Source organism: uncultured Nocardioides sp. (assembly GCF_902805925.1).
In the GTDB taxonomy this organism is placed as follows: Bacteria; Actinomycetota; Actinomycetes; order Propionibacteriales; family Nocardioidaceae; genus Nocardioides.
Genome location: NZ_CADCUP010000192.1, coordinates 48,774 through 69,167, shown reverse-complemented (window position 1 = coordinate 69,167; position 20,394 = coordinate 48,774). Strand labels below are relative to the sequence as shown.

The window sequence follows — 20,394 nt, the reverse complement described above, 5'->3', positions numbered from 1 at the left end:
GGGGTAGAAGACGCCGGTCAGCTCCGCCTCGCGCAGCTCGTTGTCGTCGCTGACGAGGTAGGCGGCGTCGAAGGTGTCGCCGGAGGAGCTCGGGATGACCTTCTTCATCGCCTCACCCGGGATGGTGCCGGTGTAGGTCGTGAGGATCTCGCTGTTGTCGTCGCCGCCGCGGACGCTCTCGCCCCTCTCGAGGTCCTCGGTGACGGGGAGCAGGGAGGAGAAGCCGCGGTCGGGCGTGATCAGCGCGGCCGGGTCGGGGGCGCCGTACTCGGCCGGGTCGACGTCGGAGTAGCCGGGCGTGAGCGGGATCTGGGCGTGGACCTTCCCGTCGACGGCGATCACGGGCACCTCGAACTCGGTGCCGGAGAGGATCACCTTGATGGCGCCGTCGAACGCCGGGGCGCTGGTCGCCACGCCGATCGCGCTGGTGAGCCCGGTGACGCCCTCCGGCAGGTCGTCGGTGGTCAGGCTCAGCTGCACCCCCGGGGTCTCGTCGAGGGTGCTCTTGGCCTCGGCGAGCACCTCGGCCGGGGTCGGCTCGTCGGCGGCGGGCTCGTCGTCGCTCCCACCGCACGCCGCCGTGGCCAGCACCACCGGGAGGGTGAGCAGGGCAGCGAGGGTACGGCGCAGGGGGTGCCTCATGTCGCAGAGCCTTCCACACCGCCGGTGACCCCGAGCTGCGCAGCGACGGGCCCGGCGCACGCCGCGATCGGCTGCGGCGAGGGGATGCCCGAGCCGTCGCGGCGACCGGTCGGGGGCGGCAGCTCGACGGGCGCGCCGCTGGAGGCCGCGGCCCGGGCGGGCTCGGCACCGGCCCAGGCGAAGACCAGGGTGTCCTCGCCCTTGAGGAAGCGGTGGCAGCGCACGCCGCCGGTCGCCCGGCCCTTGGGCGGGTACTCGCTGAACGGGGCCACCTTGACCGCGCCCGTGTCGGTGCCGGGCAGGGCGGTCGAGGAGCCCGAGGACGTGACGACCACCGAGGTGGCGGGGTCGATCGCGCCGAACCACGCCACCCGCTCGCCGGCTCCCAGCCGGACCCCGGCGATCCCGCCGCCCGAGCGGCCCTGCGGGCGCACCGCGTCGGCGCCGAAGTGCAGCAGCTGGGCGTCGCCGGTGATGAAGCAGAGCGACTCCTCGCCCGTGACCAGCTCCACGGCACCCACGACCTCGTCGTCGTCCTTGAGCGCGATCAGGTCCCACTCGTCGCGGCCGAGCACCTCGGGGTTGACCCGCTTCACGATGCCCGCCCGCGTGCCGAGCGCCAGGCCCGGCCCCTCGGTGGGCAGCGACGTCAGGGCGAGCGCCCGCTCGCCGGCGCCGAGGGCGAGCACCTCGGTCAGCGGCAGGCCGCCCTGGAGGTTGGGGTCGTTGGCCGACGGCGGCAGCTCGGGCATGTCGAGCACGCCGAGCTTGAGCACCCGGCCGCGCGAGGTGAGGACGCCGATCTCGCCGCGAGCGGTGGTGCGCACCGTGGACACGACCACGTCGTGGTTGGCCCGGCCACCGCCCGAGCCGGGCTCCTCGGCGCTGGACGAGCGCGCCAGCAGCCCGGTGGAGGACAGGAACGCCAGGCACGGGTCGTCGGCGACCTCCAGCCCCGACGACGCGGCGGCGGTGACGGTGCTCCCGGCCGAGGCGAGCAGGACCGTGCGCCGCGGCGTGCCGAAGGTCTTGGCGATGTCGGCCAGCTCGTCGGAGACGACCTTCCGCAGCAGCGTGTCGTCGGCGAGGATCGCGTCGAGCCGCTCGATCTCGCGGTCGAGCTCCTCCCGCTCCTTGTCGAGCTCGAGCTTGGAGAACCTCGTCAGGCGGCGCAGCGGCATGTCGAGGATGTAGTCGGCCTGAACCTCGCTCAGCTCGAACACCGAGATCAGCCGCTCCTTGGCGGCGGCGGAGTTGTCGCTGGAGCGGATGACCTGGATGACCTCGTCGATGTCGAGGATCGCGATGATCAGGCCCGCCACCAGGTGGAGGCGGTCGGCGGCCTTGCCGCGCCGGAAGACCGTACGGCGGCGCACGACCTCGAAGCGGTGGCCCAGGAAGACCTCGAGCATCTGCTTGAGCCCGAGCGTGCGGGGCTGGCCGTCGACGAGGGCGACGGCGTTGATGCCGAAGGACTCCTCCAGGGGCGTCTGGCGGTAGAGCTGCTCGAGCAGCGCCTCGGGGACGAACCCGTTCTTGACCTCGATGACCAGGCGCAGGCCGTGGTTGCGGTCGGTGAGGTCGCGCAGGTCGGCGATGCCCTGGAGCTTCTTGGCCTGCACCAGGTCCTTGATGCGGGCCTGGATGCGCTCCGGCCCGACGCCGTACGGCAGCTCGGTGACGACGATCGCCTTGCGGCGCCCCACGGTCTCGATGCGGACGGTGGCGCGCATCCGGAACGACCCGCGGCCGGTCTCGTAGGCGTCGCGGATGCCGTCGAGCCCGACGATCTTGCCGCCCGTGGGCAGGTCCGGGCCCGGGATGAACCGCATCAGGTCCTCGACCCCGGCCCCCGGGTGGCCGATCAGGTGCCGCAGGGCCTGCACGACCTCCACGAGGTTGTGCGGCGCCATGTTGGTGGCCATGCCGACCGCGATGCCGGTGGTGCCGTTGACGACCAGGTTGGGGAGCGCGGCGGGCAGCACGGAGGGCTCGAGCTCGCGGCTGTCGTAGTTGGGCTTGAAGTCGACGGTGTCCTCGTCGATCCCCGCGGTCATCGCCACGGCCGCGGGAGCCATCCGGCACTCGGTGTAGCGCATGGCGGCGGGCACGTCGTCGGGCGCCCCGAAGTTGCCGTGCCCGTCGATCATCGGCAGCCGCATCGCCCACGGCTGCGCCATCCGCACCAGGGCGTCGTAGATCGCCCCGTCGCCGTGGGGGTGGAGGCGGCCCATGACCTCGCCGACGACCCGGGCGCTCTTGACGTGCCCGCGGTCGGGACGCAGGCCCATGTCGTTCATCGTGTAGAGGATCCGGCGCTGCACCGGCTTGAGGCCGTCGCGGGCGTCCGGCAGGGCCCGGGAGTAGATGACCGAGTAGGCGTACTCGAGGAACGAGGCACGCATCTCGTCGCCGACGTCGATGTCGAGGATGTGCTCCTCGAAGTCGTCGGGCAGGGGCTGCTTGGTGGTACGACGCGCCATGGGGCGCATTCTCCACGCCGGGAGCGGCGCTGCGGCGCCGGGCACGCCGTCGCCGCCCGCCCGGTTGGCGCGACGAGCCCTCGACCGGCCCGGCGATCGTCACTCCCCGGACATCTGGACCGGATAGATTCGCCCCGTGCCCACCCAGACCTCAGCCCCCCGACACTGGGAGGCCGACGTGCTGCTGCGCGACGGTCGCGTCGCCCACATCAGGCCGATCCGGCCCGACGACGCCGCCCTGCTCGTGGAGTTCTACTCCCGCGTCTCGGCGGAGTCGAAGTACTACCGCTTCTTCTCCGCGATGCCCGAGCTCTCGCCCAAGGACATCGAGCGGTTCACCCGGGTCGACTACACCGACCGGGTCGCGTTCATCCTCACCGTCGGCGGCAACATGATCGCCGTCGGCCGGTACGACCTCGTCGCCCCCGGCCAGGCGGAGGTCGCGTTCCTCGTCGAGGACCGGCACCAGGGCCGCGGCATCGGCCAGCTGCTGCTGGAGCACCTCTCCCAGGCGGGGCGCGAGCGGGGCGTCGAGCGGTTCGTGGCCGACGTGCTGCCCGACAACCACGCGATGATCCGCACCTTCCGCGACGCCGGCTACCAGGTGGCCAGCGACTACGAGGACGGCGTGGTGCGCCTGGTCTTCGACATCGACCCCACCGACACCGCGATCGGGGTGATGGAGCAGCGCGAGCACCGCGCCGAGTCGGCCTCCATCGAGAAGTTCTTCAACCCGCGGTCGGTCGCGGTCGTCGGGGCCAGCCGCCGGCAGGACACCATCGGGCGCGCCCTGGTGCGCAACCTGGTCACCGGCGACTTCGCCGGTCGGGTGTACGCCGTCCACCCCAGCGCCGACGCGGTGTCCGGCCTGCCGACGTACCCCACGGTCTCGGAGATCCCCGGCGACGTCGACGTGGCGATCGTGGCGGTGCCGGCCGAGGCCGTCCACGACGTGGTGCTCGACTGCGCGGCCAAGGGCGTGCACGGGCTGGTGGTCATCTCCTCCGGCTTCGCCGAGACCGGCCACGAGGGCCGGGTGCGGCAGCGCCGGCTCGTGGGCCTCTCCCGCTCCTACGGCCTGCGGCTGATCGGCCCCAACGCCCTCGGCGTCATCAACACCGACCCGGCGGTGGCGCTCAACGCCTCGCTGTCGTCGGTGATGCCGCCGCGCGGTCGCGCCGGCTTCTTCTGCCAGTCCGGCGCACTCGGCTCGGCGATCCTGGAGAAGGTGCAGAACCGCGGCCTGGGCATCTCGACGTTCGTCAGCGCCGGCAACCGCGCCGACGTCTCGGGCAACGACCTGCTGCAGTACTGGGAGAAGGACGACTCCACCGAGGTGGTGCTGCTCTACCTCGAGTCGATCGGCAACCCGCGCAAGTTCTCCCGCATCGCCCGCCGGGTCTCGCGGCGCAAGCCCGTGATCGCGGTGCGCTCCGGCCGCACCACCCAGGGCGTGCCCATGGGCCACGCCGTGCGCAGGATCGCGGCGCCGCAGCAGGCCGTCGACGCGATGTTCAAGCAGGCCGGCGTCATCCAGGTCGACACCCTCGACGAGATGTTCGACGTCGCCCAGCTGCTCGCCCACCAGCCGCTGCCGCGCGGGCGCCGGGTCGCGGTGGTGGGCAACTCCGACGCCCTCGGCCTGCTCGCCATCGACGCCGCCGCCGCGGTGGGGCTGGTGGTCAACAAGCAGGTCCCGCTGGGCGCCGACGCCAACGCCGAGGACTTCGAGGACGCCCTCGACGCCGCGATCGACGACCCCGAGGTCGACGCGGTCGTGGTCATCTACATCCCGCCGCTGAACGTCTCCGGCGAGGACGTCGCCAACGTGCTGGCCGCGGTGGGCGAGCAGTCCGACAAGCCCCTGGTCTCCACCTTCCTCGGCGCCGAGGGCGTGCCCGAGCTGCTGCGGGTGCCCGACGTGGCCGGCTCCACCGCCGGCCGCGGCTCGGTGCCGTCGTACCCCGCGGTGGAGGCGGCGGTCCGCGCCCTGGCACGGGTCGTGCAGTACGCCGTGTGGCTGCGCATCCCCGACAGCCACGCCGCCGATGCCGACCTCGTCGACCGGGTGCGGGCCAAGCGGCTCGTCAACGAGCTGCTTCTGCGCCACCGGGACGGTCACGACCTCACCCACCACGAGGCGCACGAGCTGCTCGCGGCGTACGGCGTCAACCTGTGGGAGACGACGTCGGTCTCCTCGCTGGAGGAGGCCCGGGAGGCGGGGGACCGGCTCGGCTGGGACGTCGTCCTCAAGGCCACCGCCGACCACCTGCGACACCGCCCCGACCTGGCCCACGTGTGGCGCAACATCGACGACGCCGACGAGATGGCCCACGCGTGGGTCGCGCTGAACGGCGTGATCACCGACCCCGGGCGCGCCGGGTTCGTGGTGCAGAAGAACGCGCCTCCCGGCGTGCCGGTGAGCCTGGCCACCCTGGAGGACCCGCTCTTCGGGCCGGTCATCTCCTTCGGCATCGGCGGGCCGCTCACCGAGCTCCTGGGCGACCGCGCCTTCCGGATCCCGCCGCTGGCCGAGCACGATGCCCAGGACATGGTGCGGGAGATCAAGGCCTCGCCGCTGCTCTTCGGCTACCGCGGCAGCGAGATCGTCGACGTCGCCGAGATCGAGCGGATCGTCCGCCGGGTCGCCCAGCTCCAGCACGACCTCCCGCAGATCCGCGCCCTCGACCTGCCGCTCGTCCTGGCCGGCGCGACCGGGGCCACGGTGCTCGGGGCCGCGGTCCACATCGAGCCGGTGCTCGACCCGCGCTCGGACTGGTTCGTGCGCCGGCTGACCGCGCCGCCGGGCGACACCCTGCCCGACTAGGCTCGCGGCCGTGCTGGTCTCCGACGCCCACCGCTTCCTGTTCGTGCACGTGCAGAAGACCGGCGGCGTCACCATCGACGGGCTGCTCCGCCCCCAGCTGCCCGACGCGCGCTCGCTCGACGGCCTGACCCGCCACGCCCGGCTGGAGCAGGTGCTGGCCGCCGAGCCGGCGCTGGCGGCGTACTGGGTGGCCGGCGTGGTGCGCAACCCGTGGGCCCGGCTGCTGTCGTGGTGGAGCATGGTCGAGCGGTTCCGCGACCTCGCCGAGAGGGGCTCGCCCAAGGCGCAGGCGTTCCTGAGCGGCCGGGGGTTCCTCGCCGTCGTCGCCCGCGAGTACGCCGACTTCGAGGCGTTCGTGCTCCGCGGGACCCGGGAGCGCCCCCGGCTGCGGACCCCGCAGCTGGCCTACCTCGCGACGCCCACCCGCCGCGCCGACTTCATCGGCCGGCAGGAGACCTTCGACGCCGACGTCGCCGCCATCGTCGAATACCTCGGCCTGCCGCCGGTGGCCCGGGTGCCGCGCGACAACGCGTCGGTGGCACGCGACCACCGGGAGGCCTACACCCCGCAGATGCGCGACCGGGTGGCCGAGGTGTTCGCCGACGACGTCGAGGCCTTCGGCTACACCTTCTGACGAAGGTCGCCCCGGCCGTGCGTGACAGACTGGCCCCATGCGCAGCAGGACCGCCTCCCACGCCCCTGACGAGAAGGACCGCGCCCGCGAGCTGCGGGGTGCCATCGACCGGACGGGCTACTACCCCGACGTCGTGGCCGACGGGGTCTTCTCGGCGATCGGGGGCGAGGACGTCGCCTCGTGGTACGTCCACCACGAGCCGACCTTCGAGCGCGACGAGGTACGCCGCCACCTCACCGTGGTGGTCCTCACGCCCACCCGCCTGGTGCTGGCCCACACCGACGAGCACCCCGGCGACGACCTGCTGCCCGAGCCCTACACCTCCACCTCCACCGAGGCCATCGCCCTGTCGTCGGTGCGGTCGGTGGTGGTGACCCGCATGGTCGCCAACCCCACGGGCGGGCCCGCGCCGGCCGCCGAGGCGGTGCTCACCATCGGCTGGGGCGGTGCCGGCCGCATCGACCTCGAGCCCGCCGACTGCTCCGACCCGGAGTGCGACGCCGACCACGGCTACACCGGCGTCCTGGCCGGCGACGACTTCTCGCTCCGCGTCTCCGCGGCCGCCGACGGCAAGGACGCCGTCGTCGGGCTGCTCGCCTTCGCCGAGGCCCTCTCCGCCCGCACCCGCGGGGCATGACCTTCGTCGAGCCGGCCTACGGCGAGCGCTCGCTCGGCGACGTGGTGCCTGCGGTCGCCGCTGCCCTCGGCCGGCCGCTGGGCGACCCGCCGACGCGGCTCGTGCTGCCGGAGGCGGCGTCGTACGTGGTGTTCCTCGTCGACGGGCTGGGCGCCGAGCTGCTGCGCCGCTACGCCCACTCCGCGCCGTTCCTGTCCTCGCTGCTGGAGGACCAGGAGTCCGGCACCGCCGGCGTGCCGTCGACCACGGCCACGAGCCTGACCTCGCTGGGCACCGGCCTCGTGCCCGGCTCCCACGGGCTGGTCGGGTTCACCTCGCGCGTCCCCGGCACCGACCGGCTCCTCAACGCGCTCTCCTGGCCCCGGGACGTCGACCCGCTGGAGTGGCAGCCGCACCCGACCGCGTTCTCCCGGCTGGTCGCCGCCGGGGTGGCGACCACGGTCGTCAACAAGCGCGACTTCCGCGACAGCGGGCTGACCCTCGCCGCCCACCGCGGTGCCGAGTTCGTGGGGGCGGACCGGGTGGGAGAGCGGATCGCCGCGGTGCTGGCCGCGTCCGCCGCCCGCCCCTCGCTGACCTACGTCTACGACAGCGACCTCGACTGGACCGGCCACAAGTTCGGCGTCGCCTCCACCCCGTGGCTCCAGCAGCTGTCGATGGTCGACGCCGAGGCAGAGCAGCTGCGTGAGGCCCTGCCCCCCGCCGTGCGGCTGCTGGTGGTGGCCGACCACGGCATGGTCGACAGCCCCCAGTCGGCCCGCGTCGACGTCGACGAGCGGCGCGAGCTGCGCGACGGCGTCTCGCTGCTGGGGGGCGAGGCGCGGTTCCGCCACCTCTACTGCGCCGGGGGTGCGGTCGACGACGTGCTCGCGACCTGGCGCGAGGTGCTGGGCGAGCGGGCCGAGGTGCTCACCCGCGAGGACGCCGTACGCCGGGGGTGGTTCGGCGCGATGACCCCTGACGTGCTGCCGCGGATCGGGGACGTCCTGGTCGCCTGCCGCGACGAGACCGCCGTCGTGTCCACCGTCGACTTCCCCTACGAGAACACGCTGGTGGGCCTGCACGGCTCGCTCACGCCCGCGGAGATGCTGATCCCCATCCTGGTGAGCTGAGGTTCGTGGGGTCTCCTTGCGGTTCGTAGCCGTTGCAACCCCCTCGAACCGCGGCGATCCCCGGATATCCGGGGATCCCGACCGCCCCCTCACCCGAACGGCAGCGGCTCCGGCGCCAGGCTCACGGCGGTGGCGCGCGCCGCGGTGAGGCGGCGCCGGTGGTGCTGGCGGCACAGCACCTCGTAGGCGACGTCGGCCGGCGGGTCGCCGTCGTGACGCGTGCTCCGCGCGGACCCCGGTCGCCCGGCTCGGTCGTCCCCGACGTCCCCGACCACGATCACCTCGCCCTCGACCACCATGATGCCGTCCTCGGTGCGGGCGTTGTGGGTGGCCCGCTTGCCGCACCAGCACAGCGCCTCGACCTGCAGCACGTTCACCCGGTCGGCGAGCTCCACGAGACGGGCGGAGCCGGGGAAGAGCCGGGTGCGGAAGTCGGTGAGGATGCCGAAGGCGAACACGTCGATCTGCAGCTCGTCGACGAGCTTGGCGAGCTGGTCGATCTGCTCGACGGAGTAGAACTGCGCCTCGTCGCAGACGAGGTAGTCGATCCGGCCGCCGGCGGTCAGCGTGGTGACGACGTACCGCCAGAAGTCGAAGTCGGCGTCGACCTCGAGCGCCTCGTGGGTGAGCCCGAGGCGGCTGGACACCATCGCCTCCCCGGCCCGGTCGTGGGTGGTGAAGATGCGACCCACCCGGCCGCGCGCGGCGTGGTTGTGGTTGGTCTGCAGCGCCAGGGTCGACTTGCCGGAGTCCATGGTGCCGGTGAAGAAGTGCAGTTCAGCCACGGTCGACGATCCTTCCACAGGTGTCCCTCGGGCAGGATGTCGCCATGACCGCCGGACCCCTGATCTCCGCTGCGGAGCTGCTGCGGACGCTGCCCGAGGTGAGCGTGCTGGACGTCCGCTACCGCACCGGCGGGCACGCCGGGCCCGAGGCGTTCGCGGAGGGCCACGTGCCCGGTGCGGCGTACGTCGACCTCGACCGCGACCTCGCGGGCCCACCCGGCGCCGGCGGCCGCCATCCACTGCCCGCCCGCGACGACTTCGTCGCTGCCATGCGCCGGGCCGGGGTGTCCGGCGCTCGCCCCGTCGTGGTGTACGACGACTGGTCGGGCCACGCGGCCGGCCGGGCGTGGTGGCTGCTGCGCCACCACGGGCACCCCGACGTGCGGGTGCTCGACGGGGCCTGGCCGGCCTGGCGCGCGGCCGGCGGAGCCGTCGAGACCGGCACGCCCGCCGTGCCGCCCGGCGACTTCGAGCCCGGCGAGCCGCTGGTCGACGTGGTCGAGGTGGGCGACGTGCCGGCGGTGGCGGTGCTGGTCGACGCCCGCGCGCCCGAGCGCTTCCGCGGCGAGACCGAGCCGCTGGACCCGGTCGCCGGGCACGTCCCGGGGGCGGTCAACGTGCCCACGTCGCGCAACCTCGCCGACGACGGCCGCTTCCGCAGCGCCGAGGAGCTCGCCGCGACGTACGCCGCGGTGGGAGCGGTGCGGGGCGCCGACGTGGCGGCGTACTGCGGCTCGGGGGTCACCGCGACCCACGACGTGCTGGCGATGGAGGTCGCCGGCATCCGGGCGCGGCTCTACGCCGGGAGCTGGAGCGGCTGGATCACCGACCCGGCCCGCCCGGTGGAGCGGTCAGCCGACTGAGACCGGGTCGCCCACGCGGAGGGTGCCGCCGCCCTCCGGAACCAGGTTGACCGCGAAGAGCGTGCCGGAGGCCGACCGCCGGTGCCTCGCGAGGGTGCGGATGGGCTCCTTGCCGGTCGCCAGCGAGTCGACGTCGATGGTGGACACGACGCACCGCCCGGTGGGCAGCGCCATCCGCAGGCGCACCTCGCCGACCTGCACCCACGACCAGTGGTCCTCGGCGAAGGGCTCGGCGCCGTCGATCACCAGGCTGGGCCGGAACCGGGCCATCGGCAGCGGGTCGGGCACCTCCTCCCCGCGCTCGAGGGCCCCCTCGACGATCCAGTCGTTCAGCTGCCGGAGCGAGGTCTCCGAGGCGAGGGTGACGGGATAGCCGTCGGCGTAGGCCGTGTGGTCGCCGGGACGGGTGTGCGCCGGGTCGAGCCCGCGCCGGGTCGGGTCGTCGCACCACAGCAGCCGTAGCCCGGGGCGCCCCAGCGCGGTGCGCAGCCACTCGTCGGCGACCGGGCCGACCGGCACGCCGAGAAGGTCCTGGCTGAAGAGCCGCACCGGCGCCGGCGGACCGGTGGGCTGATCGAGCAGCAGCTCGGGCATGCCGGGCGCCGTGAGCCGCAGCGCCCGGGTGAGGTCGGGGTCGGTGGCCGGGGTGTCGGCGACGAGGGTGAACAGCTCGCGCGACCCCCGCGCCGTCACCATCACGTCGTCGCCGTCGACGACGATCCACGTGCGGTCGTCCACCAGGCCGGCGGGCACCACCTGCGCGGTGGTCACGGGGCGGACGGCGGTGCTCTTGACGGGGTGGAGGTTGAGCCCGGTGAGCGTCAGGCTCACCAGTGCACGCCCCGGAACAGCCGGGCCAGCATGATCTGCTCCGACTCGCGCTTGGCCGCGTCCGTCGGCTCGCCCCGGGCCACGGCCGAGTCCGGGAACACGTGGTAGGCCATGTTGAGCACCCGGAACGCCGTCTTCGGCGCGAGCGTGTGGGCGATCGCGCCCACGTTGCCCAGGGCGGTGTTGATCTCGTGCGGCTTCTCCACCATCGCGCGGATCACCAGGTCGGCCGCCTGGGCGGGGGAGATGGTGGGGAACTTGTCGTAGAGGGCCGTCGGCGCGATCATCGGCGTCCGCACCAGCGGCATGTGGATGCTGGTGAAGGTGATGCCGTCGCCGACCACCTCCGAGGCCACCACGTTGCTCCACGCGTCGAGCGCCGCCTTCGACGCCACGTACGCCGAGAAGCGGGGCGGGTTGGTCTGCACCCCGATCGAGCTGACGTTGACCACGTGCCCCGAGTAGCGCGCCCGCATCGCCGGCAGCAGGCCCATGACGAGCCGGATCGCCCCGAAGTAGTTGAGCTGCATGGTGCGTTCGAAGTCGTGGAAGCGGTCGTGCGAGAGGTGCAGGGACCGGCGGATGGACCGGCCGGCGTTGTTGACGACGAAGTCGATGGCCGGCAGCTCCTCGGCGAGCTGGTCGCACAACGCGTCGATCGCGCCGAGGTTCGAGAGGTCGCACGGGAAGACCAGCGCCTCACCGCCGCGCCGCTCGATGGCGTCGCGGACCTCCTCGAGCTTGTGCTTGCCCCGCGCGACGAGGACCGGGATGCCGCCGGCCTGGGCGACCTTGAGGGCGGTGACCTGGCCGATGCCCGAGGAGGCCCCGGTGACGACGACGTGCTTGCCCTGCAGGGCGGCCCGGGTGTCGGCGTCCCTGCCCGTCGACTCGTCCAGGTGCTCCTCCCAGTAGGTCCAGAGCCGCTCGGCGTACGACTCGAGGTCGGGCACGGCGATGCCCGAGCCGGCGAGGGCCCGCTCGGTCGCGCGCGAGTCGAGGACCGACGAGAAGCTGGTGTGGGCCAGCACCTCGGCCGGCACCCCCGCCCGGCCCAGCGTCTGGTCGAGCACGAGCTGCCCGGGCGTCGAGCGCACCAGGGCCCCGACCAGCGTGGAGGGCCGCAGGGCCCGGGGCACCATGCCGAGCAGCCCCCGGGAGGTGACGTCGCGGTCGACGGGGGTGGCGAGCTGCGGTGCCCCGGCGGCCGCGCAGAAGAGGTTGAGCGTGCCGATCACCGGCTGCGGCTCCGGGTTGACGAGGTGGAAGGTCTCGCCGTCCCGGCCGGGCAGGTGGGCGAGGTGGTCGATCGCCGCCGCGACGTAGTCGACGGGCACCACGTTGGTGTCACCGAGGTCGGGCCCGGCCAGCGGCAGCCACGCGGGCAGCACGCCGCGCAGGGCCCTGAGCATCGGGAAGAAGTAGTAGGGGCCGTCGGACTTGTCCATCGCGCCGGTCTCGCTGTGCCCCACCACCACCGAGGGCCGGTAGACCCGCCACGGCACGGCGTGCTGGGCGCGCACGAGGCGCTCGGACTCGTGCTTCGTGCGGTGGTACGGCGAGGGGAGGTGCTGCCCCTCGTCGAACATCGACTCGTCGAAGTGGCCGCGGAGGTCGCCCGCCACCGCGACCGACGACACGTGGTGGAAGCATCCCGCGGCGACGGCGGTCGCGAACGCCAGCGCCTCGCGGGTGCCGCCCACGTTCATGACCTCGTTGACCTCCTCGTCGGCGGTCATGTCGTAGACCGCCGCGAGGTGGAGGACGTGGTCGATGTGACCGTGGTGCGCCTGGATCCAGGACGTCGCGACGCCGAGACCGGGGCTGGTGAGGTCACCGGTGACGGGCAGGACCCGCGTGGTGCCCGCCCGCTCGTTCCAGCGCGCCGCCAGCCGCTCCATCCGCGCGAGCGAGGCCGGGCGGACGAGCACGTGGACGTCGCCCTCGCGGCGCTCGAGGAGCTGCTGCACGAGGTGCCGCCCGATGAACCCGGTGGCGCCGGTCACGAAGTACGACATGCGGTGACCCTACTGACCGGGAGCGGCCGGGTCACCCGCCGTCATTCCCCCTTGCCGCCGCCGAACATGATCTCGTCCCAGCTCGGCACCGAGGCCCGCCCGCGGGACTTCCTGACCGGCCGGCGCGGCGGCTCGGCCGGCTGCTCGTCGGTGGCGTCGGTCCCGGCTCCGGCGTCGTCTCCGGCTTCGGTGTCGGCCTCGGGCCGGTCGGCGGCCTCCGGCTCGGGAGCGGCCACCGTCGCGGGGGTCACCGGTGCCTGCTCCTGCTCCGGCTCCACCCGGCCGCGCATGGCGTCGGTCAGGTCGACCGTCTCGTCGTCGTCACCGGGGGCCTGCGCGGGGGACGGCCGGTCGCCGGAGGGCCGGTCGCCGGAGACCATCTCGATCGCGTCGTCACCGAGCGGCAGCTCGTCGGCCGGCACGGCGGCGAGCCGGCGCCGGCGCGGCCCGGCCGCCTCGTCGGTGGGCTCGGCGTCGGACTGCTCGGTGCGCGCGGCCGGGCGCTGCACCGCCTCGCCCACCAGCCACCTCGCGTCGTCGTCCTCCACCGTGACGTAGTTGCCCGGCACGTCGAAGGAGAAGGTCGCGGCCCCCTTCCGCGAGCCGGCGGCGTACTGCGCGGTGAGGGTCCACTTGCCGTCCTCGCGCCGGAAGGCGTCCCAGTCGACCGTGCGGACGTCGACCCCGAGGCCGTGCAGGTGGTGGGTCACGGCGTCCTCGAGCGTGCGACCGCCGCCGAGCGAGCCCTCGCCGCTGCGGCGCCGCAACGTCGAGCGCTGGGCGCGCTGCGCCACGTGCGCGCGCTCGTCGAGCACCGGGCCCGCGAACGTCATGATCTTCTCGACGGTCGTCTGCGCGGCCTTGGCCACCGACTCGGGGGTCTCGCCGGCACGGATGCGGGCCTGGATGTCTCGCGGGCGGATGGCGCTGTCCATGGTGATCTCCAACTGGCCGAGGCGTGCGTGCTCGCCGCGCAGGGCGGCCCGGAGGGCGGGGTCGACGGCGAGGGTGTACTCGCCGCCGGCGTCGTCGAGCAGCAGCAGACGGGTGCCGTCGTCGCTCAGTCCTGCGAGCGAGAGATGCACCATCGGGGTCTGCTCCTGCTCAGTCGTGCGTGGTTCCGGTTGGCTGCCGAGCCTACGCCAGCGCGAGGCGTGCTCTCGCGCACGACCGGCGGCGCGCCCCGCGACGATCCGCCCGCGGCCGAGGCCGGCCCCGGCCGCCGGGCGATATCCTCCGCCTGTGTCGCCGACGATCGCCCTGGTTGCGGCCGTGCCGGAGCAGTCGGCGGGGCTGGTCGTCCTGGACCTCGTCGGGATCTTCGTCTTCGCCATCTCCGGCGCCCTGGTGGCCGTGCGCAAGGGCTTCGACCTCTTCGCGGTGCTGGTGCTCGCCGGCGTCACCGGGCTCGGCGGCGGCTTCCTGCGCGACGTGCTCATCGACGCCACCCCGCCCGCGGCCCTCGCCGACTGGCGCTACCTGTTGGTGCCGGTGGCCGCGGGGGCGATCACGTTCGGCTTCCATCCGGCCGTGGGCCGGATGGAGCGCGTCGTGAATGTCTTCGACGCCTTCGGTCTCGCGCTCTTCTGCGTCACCGGCGCCCTCAAGGCCACCGCGTTCGGCCTCGGCCCGCTGCCGGCCGCGCTGATGGGCATGGTCACCGCGACCGGCGGCGGGATGGCCCGCGACGTGCTGGCCGGCCGGGTGCCCATCGTGTTCCGCGGCGAGCTGTACGCCACCCCGGCGCTCGCCGGCGCCCTCATCGCCGTGCTCGGGGAGCGCTGGGACCAGCCCATGGGGGTCGTCGTGCCGCTCGCTGCGGCCACCTGCCTGATGTGGCGGCTGCTGGCGATGTGGCGCGGCTGGCAGGCGCCGATGCCCACCGGTCCGGCGAGCGTCTAGAGACGGGCCGCGACGGGCCGCGCAGCGCCGTAGTCGGCGCCCCGGGTGGCCTGGGCCGCGAGCACCGCCACCAGTCCGGCGACGACCGGGACGGCATACGCCCACGACGCTCCGCGGGCGTCGACGACCAGTCCGGCGAGCGTGGCGCCGGGAGCGACACCGGCCACCAGCGCCGTGTGCATGATGCCCATCCCCTCGGTGAGCCGCGCCGACGGCACCACCTGCTCGGTGAGCATCATCGTGGCGATCATGGTGGGGGCGATCGCCAGGCCGCCGAGCAGCAGCACCGGCGCCATCAGCGCGACATGACCGACGAAGGCCAGTGGCAGCATCGCGGCGAGCATCGCCATCGTGCCGACGCGCAGCCGGCTCTCGAGGCTGGAGCGCCAGCGCAGGGCTCCCGCGACGAGGCCGGCGACCAGGCTGCCGAAGGCCCAGACGGCCAGGAGCACACCGGCCAGGCCCGTGCGTCCCTGCTCCTCGGAGAACGCCACGGTGGTCACCTCCGCCGCGCCGAACAGCGCGCCGAGCGCCAGGCACACGACGGCCACCGGCACCACGGCCCGCCACGGCATCCCCGGCCGCGGACCCTGGTCGGCGTGGTGGGTGTGGGCGGGCGGCTGGGTGTCGGTCTGGGCGGCGTAGGCCAGGGTGCCCGCGAGCCCGGTCGCGAGGGCGACCAGCAGGCCCGCGAGCGGGTGCCACAGGGTCGCGAGCAGGGTCACCACGATGGGCCCGACCATGAAGACCACCTCGTCGAGCACCGCCTCCAGCGCGTACGCCGTGCCGACCTGGGTGCGGTCCACCAGCACGTGCGACCAGCGCGCCCGCACCGCCGAGCCGACCTGCGGCACGGCCGCGCCGGCGACCGCCGCGCCGGCGTACGGCGTCCAGGCCGGCCAGCCGAGCTCGACGGCCAGCACCAGCACCGTCAGCCCCGCGCCCCACACCGAGATGCCGGTCACCAGGACCCGGGCCTGCCCGAGGCGGTCCACGAGGGAGCCCTTGACGATCGCCAGGGCGGCGTCGGCGATCACGTAGGTGGCCGAGAGCACGCCCGCGAGCCCGTAGGAGCCGGTGCGCGCCGACACGAGCAGCACGATGCCCAGGCCGACCATGGAGATCTGGAGACGGCCGAGCAGCGCGGCGGAGGAGAAGCGGAGGGCGCCGGGGACGTGGAGGAGCCGGCCGTACGAGCTGAACATCACTGCGGACGGTAGGCCCGCCGACCGCTCGCCGACCAATTCCGGACGCCTCCCTACGATGTGCCCATGCCTGTGGACGTCTCTCCGTACGACGCGCTCCTGCTGCTCTCGTTCGGGGGACCCGAGAAGCCCGAGGACGTCGTGCCGTTCCTCGAGAACGTGACCCGCGGTCGCGGCATCCCGCGCGAGCGCCTCGAGGAGGTCGGCCAGCACTACTTCCTCTTCGGCGGGCGCTCGCCCATCAACGACCAGAACCGGCTGCTCCTCGGGGCCGTCCGCGAGGACCTCGCCGGTGCCGGGATCGACCTGCCGGTCTACTGGGGCAACCGCAACTGGACGCCGTACCTCGCCGACACGCTGCGCCAGATGGCCGCCGACGGCATCCGCCGGGCCGCGGTGCTGACCACGTCGGCCTACTCGTCGTACTCCTCGTGCCGGCAGTACCGCGAGAACCTCGCCGACGCGGTGGCGCAGGTGCCCGGGGCGCCTCGCCTGGACCGGCTGCGGCAGTACTTCAACCACCCCGGCTTCGTCGAGCCGGTCGTCGACGCCACGCTGGCCGCGCTCGCCCAGCTGCCCGACGCGGTGCGCGAGCAGGCCCGGCTGGCGTTCGTGACCCACTCGATCCCCGTCGCGATGGCGCAGGGCAGCGGTCCCGACGGCGACGCCTACGTCACCCAGCACCTCAGTGCCTCGGCCGAGGTGGTGGAGAGGATGCGCCAGGAGACCGGACGGCGCCACCCGCACGACCTCGTCTACTGCTCGCGCTCCGGGCCGCCGCAGGTGCCGTGGCTCGAGCCCGACGTCAACGACCACCTCGAGGCGCTGGCGGCCCAGGGCGTGCCCGCCGTCGTGCTGATCCCGATCGGCTTCGTCTCCGACCACATGGAGGTCATCTACGACCTCGACACCGAGGCGCTGGCCACCGCGGGCGAGCTGGGGCTGCCGGCGGCCCGAGCGGCGACGCCCGGCATCGACCCGCGCTTCGTGGCCATGGTCCGCGACCTGCTGGTGGAGCGGGCGGCGGTCGAGCGCGGCGACGACGTGGAGCGGAGGGCCGTGGGCTCGATGGGCCCCTGGCGCGAGGTGTGCGCCCCGGGGTGCTGCGCCAACCCGCGCGGTCCCCGCCCGGCGCTGTGCGGGTCGGACTGATGGCCGCGCCCGACGTCGTCGAGCTGCGCGAGCTCGCCCTCGACGTGGCCCGGCAGGCGTCCAGGCTGGTCGCCGAGCGCCGCGCGGCGGGGGTGGCGGTGGCCGACACCAAGAGCTCGGGCACCGACGTGGTCACCGAGGCCGACCGGGCCAGCGAGGAGCTGGTGCGCGGCCTGCTGCTCGGGGCCCGTCCCGACGACGCCATCCTGGGCGAGGAGGGCGACGACCACGCCGGCACCAGCGGGGTGCGCTGGATCGTCGACCCGATCGACGGCACCGTCAACTTCCTCTACGACCTGCCCCAGTACGCCGTCTCCGTCGCCGCCGAGTGGGAGTGCGAGATCATCGCGGGGGCGGTCGTCAACGTGCCCTCGGGCGCCGAGTACGCCGCGGCCCGGGGCCAGGGGTCGACCCGCAACGGCGTGCCCCTGCGCGTGCGGCCGGCACCGCCGATGCAGGAGCGGTTGATCATGACCGGCTTCGGTTACCTGCGCGAGGTCCGCGTCCACCAGGCAGACTGCCTCAGCCGGCTGCTCCCGCAGGTGCGCGACATCCGGCGCATGGGGTCCTCCGCGCTCGACATCTGCCACGTGGCGGAGGGGAGCGCCGACGGCTACGTCGAGGAGGGGTCGCAGCCGTGGGACTGGGCCGCGGCCAGCCTGGTGCTCACCGAGGCCGGTGGACGGTTCGGCGTGCTTCCCGGCGCATTGGGTACCCGCATCCCCGGGTGGCCGCAGGAGACCCTGGTCACGGCCGCACCGGCCGACGGCTGGGACGCCTTCGTCACCACCCTCCGGGCGTGCGGCTACGTCGCCGGGGCAGGCACAGGCATGCGGGAATAGCGCCCCGTCACCTGGTGTTCACGGCACACGGCCGAGGCCAGTGGTGCGACACCGACGGTGATGGTGCATTATCTGGCGCGCCGACGACGAGACGGGACCGACAGCCGTCTGCACGGCTGTTGGGGAGTGGGACGAGGGACATGGCGACTGACTACGACGCACCGCGCAAGAACGAGGAAGACCAGAGCGAAGAGAGCATCGAGGAGCTCAAGGCTCGTCGGCACGACAAGAACTCGGGCAAGGTCGACGAGGACGAGGCGGAGGCGGCCGAGTCCTTCGAGCTGCCGGGCGCCGACCTGTCGCACGAGGAGCTGGCCGTGGAGGTCAAGCCCAAGCAGGAGGACGAGTTCACCTGCATGAGCTGCTTCCTGGTGCACCACCGCTCGCAGCTCGCCGACGAGAAGGCCATGGTCTGCCGGGACTGCGTCTGACCCGGCCACCACCTCTGCTCACGAGGGCCGCGACCCACCGGGGGTCGCGGCCCTCGTCGCGTGCGGGTCAGGTCTTCGCGGCCTCCGCGGATCCCGCGGCCTGGTCGTCCTTGCGCAGGTCGGGCGGGAGGTGACCGGTCGACCTGGTGTAGTAGTCGGCCGCCTTGCGGGCCGCGAACATCCGGGCGATCGCGATCACCGTGCCGCTGACGGCGGCCCAGGCCACCGCCTCCCAGAGGTCGACGTCGGGGTCGGCGGGGTTTCCGGGCGGGTTCTTGCCGGTCGCCGCGCGCCAGGAGGTGTTGAGGGTCTTCTTCGCGACCGCGGCGCCGAGCAGGGCGGAGGCGAGGGAGAAGACGGACCAGAACTTCGAGCTGTCGGATGCCATGCCCGCCAGCCTACGCAGACGGCTCGCGCGAGGGTCCGGCGACGCTGGTGGCCGCGGTGAGCGCGGAGGCCAGCCGGTCGGGGTGCCGGGTGTGCAGCAGCCAGTACGGCGTGCGGTCGGCCGGGTCGACCACCTCCACCCTCACGGCCCTCTTGAGGTAGGGGCGCAGGAGCAGGTAGGCCCGGGCATCGGCCTCCGGACCGGCGAGCCGGCGGGTCTGGTCGGCGTCCAGCGCGGTGGCCGCGCCCAGCAGGGACGTCGCGATGTGCGCCCGCCCGGCGCGCAGCTCGCCGCCCGCCACCGCGATGCGGGCGCCGCCGAAGGCGAGGAAGGCCCAGGCCAGCAGCAGCATCGCCGCCCCGGTGATGGCCCACGCCACGTCGCCCGGAAGCGCCACGACGACCGCCAGCCACAGGCTGGCGACCAGCATCGTGCCCTGGACCCACCACCGGAGCGGGACGTGCAGGCGTTCGGCGTACTCCACGCCACAAGCCTAGGCTGGGTCCGTGACCGATCTCGACGTGGCCCTGGTGCGGCTCGACCTCGACCTGCCGCTGCCGTCGTACGCCCATCCCGGTGACGCCGGTGCCGACCTGCGCACCACCGTCGACCTGACCCTGGGGCCGGGGGAGCGGGCGCTGGTGCCCACGGGTGTGTCCATCGCCCTGCCGGAGGGGTACGTCGCGCTGGTGCATCCCCGCTCCGGCCTCGCCGCGCGGCACGGGCTCTCGCTCGTGAACAGCCCCGGCACGGTCGACGCCGGCTACCGGGGCGAGATCAAGGTCCTGCTGATCAACCACGACCGTCTCGACACCGTGGAGCTCAAGCGCGGCGACCGCGTCGCCCAGCTCGTGGTCCAGCGCTTCGAGCGGGCCCGCTTCGTCGAGGTCGACGCCCTCCCGGCGTCGGCGCGCGGCGACGGGGGCTACGGTTCCACGGGGGGATCCGGTCTGTCCTGACCGCCCCGCACAGACGCACGAGCCAGGAGTACGCAGTGAAGTTCCGTCGCAAGGCCGCATCCGATGCCATCGCCCCGGAGTCGCCCGACCAGGTCGCCGACGAGGTGAGCGAGGCCCCCGGGGAGTCCGCGACCGGCCCTGAGTCGGGTCCCTACGACGCCGAGGCGGTCGACGACGCCGTCGAGCGCATCGACCTCGGCGCCCTGCTCATCGCGCCCTCGGAAGGCCGGGAGCTGCGGCTGCAGGTCGACGAGACCACCGGCAAGGTGGCCGCGGTGATGCTGGCCGCCGAGGACGGCGCCATGGAGCTGCAGGCGTTCTCCGCCCCCCGCAACGGCGACCTCTGGAGTGAGGTGCGGCCCCAGATCGCGGCCGACATCACCCGGCGTGGCGGCCGGGTCGCCGAGCGGGAGGGCCGTTTCGGCACCGAGCTGCTCGCCCAGATGCCGGTCAAGCGCCCCGACGGCACCGACGCCGTCCAGCCCTCGCGCATCATCGGGGTCAACGGCTCGCGGTGGCTGCTCCGCGCCTCGATGCTCGGCCGGCCGGCCGTCGAGCCCGACTCGGCCGGTGAGTGGGAGGACGCCCTCGCCCTGGTCGCCGTACGCCGCGGCGCGCAGGCCATGCCCGTCGGCCAGCCCCTCCTGGTGACGCTGCCCGAGAACGCCCGCAAGGTGCAGTGA

20 protein-coding genes are annotated in these 20,394 nt (G+C 73.9%); 11 read left to right on the top strand and 9 right to left on the bottom strand.

Going from position 1 to position 20,394, the window contains the following annotated elements:
- The coding region (locus QZX64_RS14145; protein WP_295661040.1) for an LppX_LprAFG lipoprotein at positions 1-642 on the bottom strand (642 nt) is incomplete at its 3' end.
- Positions 639-3,125 carry a DNA topoisomerase (ATP-hydrolyzing) subunit A gene (locus QZX64_RS14140; protein ID WP_295661038.1) on the bottom strand — a complete coding sequence of 829 codons (2,487 nt, stop codon included), beginning with the start codon at positions 3,123-3,125 and terminating at the stop codon, positions 639-641. The genes QZX64_RS14140 and QZX64_RS14145, both read right to left, overlap by 4 nt.
- A gap of 136 nt (positions 3,126-3,261) precedes the next feature.
- On the opposite strand from QZX64_RS14140, the gene QZX64_RS14135 reads away from it, so the two are divergent.
- The 4 genes from QZX64_RS14135 to QZX64_RS14120 are packed head-to-tail and all read left to right on the top strand — an operon-like array spanning position 3,262 to position 8,335.
- Positions 3,262-5,952, top strand: coding sequence for a bifunctional GNAT family N-acetyltransferase/acetate--CoA ligase family protein (locus tag QZX64_RS14135; protein WP_295661036.1), 2,691 nt, complete (start codon positions 3,262-3,264; stop codon positions 5,950-5,952).
- A 10-nt stretch (positions 5,953-5,962) separates the two neighbouring features.
- Positions 5,963-6,586: a sulfotransferase family 2 domain-containing protein gene (locus QZX64_RS14130; RefSeq protein WP_295661034.1), complete on the top strand. Its 624-nt coding sequence runs from the start codon at positions 5,963-5,965 to the stop codon at positions 6,584-6,586.
- 37 nt (positions 6,587-6,623) lie between these two features.
- Complete coding sequence (locus tag QZX64_RS14125; protein ID WP_295661032.1) at positions 6,624-7,223, top strand: DUF5998 family protein; 600 nt, start codon at positions 6,624-6,626, stop codon at positions 7,221-7,223.
- A complete protein-coding gene (locus QZX64_RS14120) occupies positions 7,220-8,335 on the top strand; it encodes an alkaline phosphatase family protein (RefSeq protein ID WP_295661030.1) in 1,116 nt (371 codons plus the stop codon). Before QZX64_RS14125 ends, QZX64_RS14120 begins: the two co-directional genes overlap by 4 nt.
- Before the next feature lie 89 nt (positions 8,336-8,424).
- Here QZX64_RS14120 and QZX64_RS14115 read toward each other — a convergent pair whose 3' ends face one another.
- Positions 8,425-9,120, bottom strand: a complete 696-nt coding sequence (locus QZX64_RS14115) for a thymidine kinase (RefSeq protein WP_295661028.1) — start codon at positions 9,118-9,120, stop codon at positions 8,425-8,427.
- Positions 9,121-9,164: 44 nt separating this feature from the next.
- Between QZX64_RS14115 and QZX64_RS14110 the strand changes: the two genes are divergently transcribed.
- On the top strand, positions 9,165-9,983 hold the full coding sequence (locus QZX64_RS14110) for a sulfurtransferase (RefSeq protein ID WP_295661026.1): 819 nt from the start codon (positions 9,165-9,167) through the stop codon (positions 9,981-9,983).
- On the opposite strand, the gene QZX64_RS14105 is transcribed toward QZX64_RS14110, so the two are convergent.
- From QZX64_RS14105 to sepH, 3 genes are read right to left on the bottom strand one after another with little or no spacing between them, the layout of a single operon-like run.
- The gene (locus QZX64_RS14105; RefSeq protein WP_295661024.1) at positions 9,972-10,814 is read right to left on the bottom strand and encodes an MOSC domain-containing protein; all 843 of its coding nucleotides are present in this window, start codon (positions 10,812-10,814) and stop codon (positions 9,972-9,974) included. The two genes, QZX64_RS14110 and QZX64_RS14105, sit on opposite strands and share 12 nt — an antisense overlap.
- Positions 10,811-12,832, bottom strand: coding sequence for an SDR family oxidoreductase (locus QZX64_RS14100; RefSeq protein WP_295661022.1), 2,022 nt, complete (start codon positions 12,830-12,832; stop codon positions 10,811-10,813). Before QZX64_RS14100 ends, QZX64_RS14105 begins: the two co-directional genes overlap by 4 nt.
- Before the next feature lie 41 nt (positions 12,833-12,873).
- On the bottom strand, positions 12,874-13,920 hold the full coding sequence (gene sepH / locus QZX64_RS14095; RefSeq protein ID WP_295661020.1) for a septation protein SepH: 1,047 nt from the start codon (positions 13,918-13,920) through the stop codon (positions 12,874-12,876).
- Positions 13,921-14,074: 154 nt separating this feature from the next.
- On the opposite strand from sepH, the gene QZX64_RS14090 reads away from it, so the two are divergent.
- Positions 14,075-14,734, top strand: coding sequence for a trimeric intracellular cation channel family protein (locus tag QZX64_RS14090; protein ID WP_295661019.1), 660 nt, complete (start codon positions 14,075-14,077; stop codon positions 14,732-14,734).
- Here QZX64_RS14090 and QZX64_RS14085 read toward each other — a convergent pair.
- Entirely contained in the window at positions 14,731-15,939 is a 1,209-nt protein-coding gene (locus QZX64_RS14085) for an MFS transporter (RefSeq protein ID WP_295661017.1), read from the bottom strand. The genes QZX64_RS14090 and QZX64_RS14085 overlap by 4 nt on opposite strands.
- Before the next feature lie 66 nt (positions 15,940-16,005).
- Here QZX64_RS14085 and QZX64_RS14080 point away from each other — a divergent pair, with 66 nt between their 5' ends.
- From QZX64_RS14080 to QZX64_RS14070, 3 genes are all read left to right on the top strand, one after another.
- Entirely contained in the window at positions 16,006-17,091 is a 1,086-nt protein-coding gene (locus QZX64_RS14080) for a ferrochelatase (protein ID WP_295661016.1), read from the top strand.
- Positions 17,091-17,933, top strand: a complete 843-nt coding sequence (locus QZX64_RS14075) for an inositol monophosphatase family protein (protein ID WP_295661014.1) — start codon at positions 17,091-17,093, stop codon at positions 17,931-17,933. Before QZX64_RS14080 ends, QZX64_RS14075 begins: the two co-directional genes overlap by 1 nt.
- Before the next feature lie 140 nt (positions 17,934-18,073).
- Positions 18,074-18,364, top strand: coding sequence for a DUF4193 domain-containing protein (locus QZX64_RS14070; protein ID WP_295661013.1), 291 nt, complete (start codon positions 18,074-18,076; stop codon positions 18,362-18,364).
- Positions 18,365-18,431: 67 nt separating this feature from the next.
- Here QZX64_RS14070 and QZX64_RS14065 read toward each other — a convergent pair whose 3' ends face one another.
- On the bottom strand, positions 18,432-18,752 hold the full coding sequence (locus tag QZX64_RS14065) for a DUF4235 domain-containing protein (RefSeq protein WP_295661011.1): 321 nt from the start codon (positions 18,750-18,752) through the stop codon (positions 18,432-18,434).
- Positions 18,753-18,762: 10 nt separating this feature from the next.
- Complete coding sequence (locus QZX64_RS14060) at positions 18,763-19,236, bottom strand: DUF3093 domain-containing protein (protein WP_295661009.1); 474 nt, start codon at positions 19,234-19,236, stop codon at positions 18,763-18,765.
- A gap of 22 nt (positions 19,237-19,258) precedes the next feature.
- Between QZX64_RS14060 and dut the strand changes: the two genes are divergently transcribed.
- Together dut and QZX64_RS14050 are read left to right on the top strand one after the other, a co-directional pair.
- Positions 19,259-19,711, top strand: coding sequence for a dUTP diphosphatase (gene dut, locus QZX64_RS14055; protein ID WP_295661006.1), 453 nt, complete (start codon positions 19,259-19,261; stop codon positions 19,709-19,711).
- A 35-nt stretch (positions 19,712-19,746) separates the two neighbouring features.
- On the top strand, positions 19,747-20,394 hold the full coding sequence (locus tag QZX64_RS14050) for a DUF3710 domain-containing protein (protein WP_295661005.1): 648 nt from the start codon (positions 19,747-19,749) through the stop codon (positions 20,392-20,394).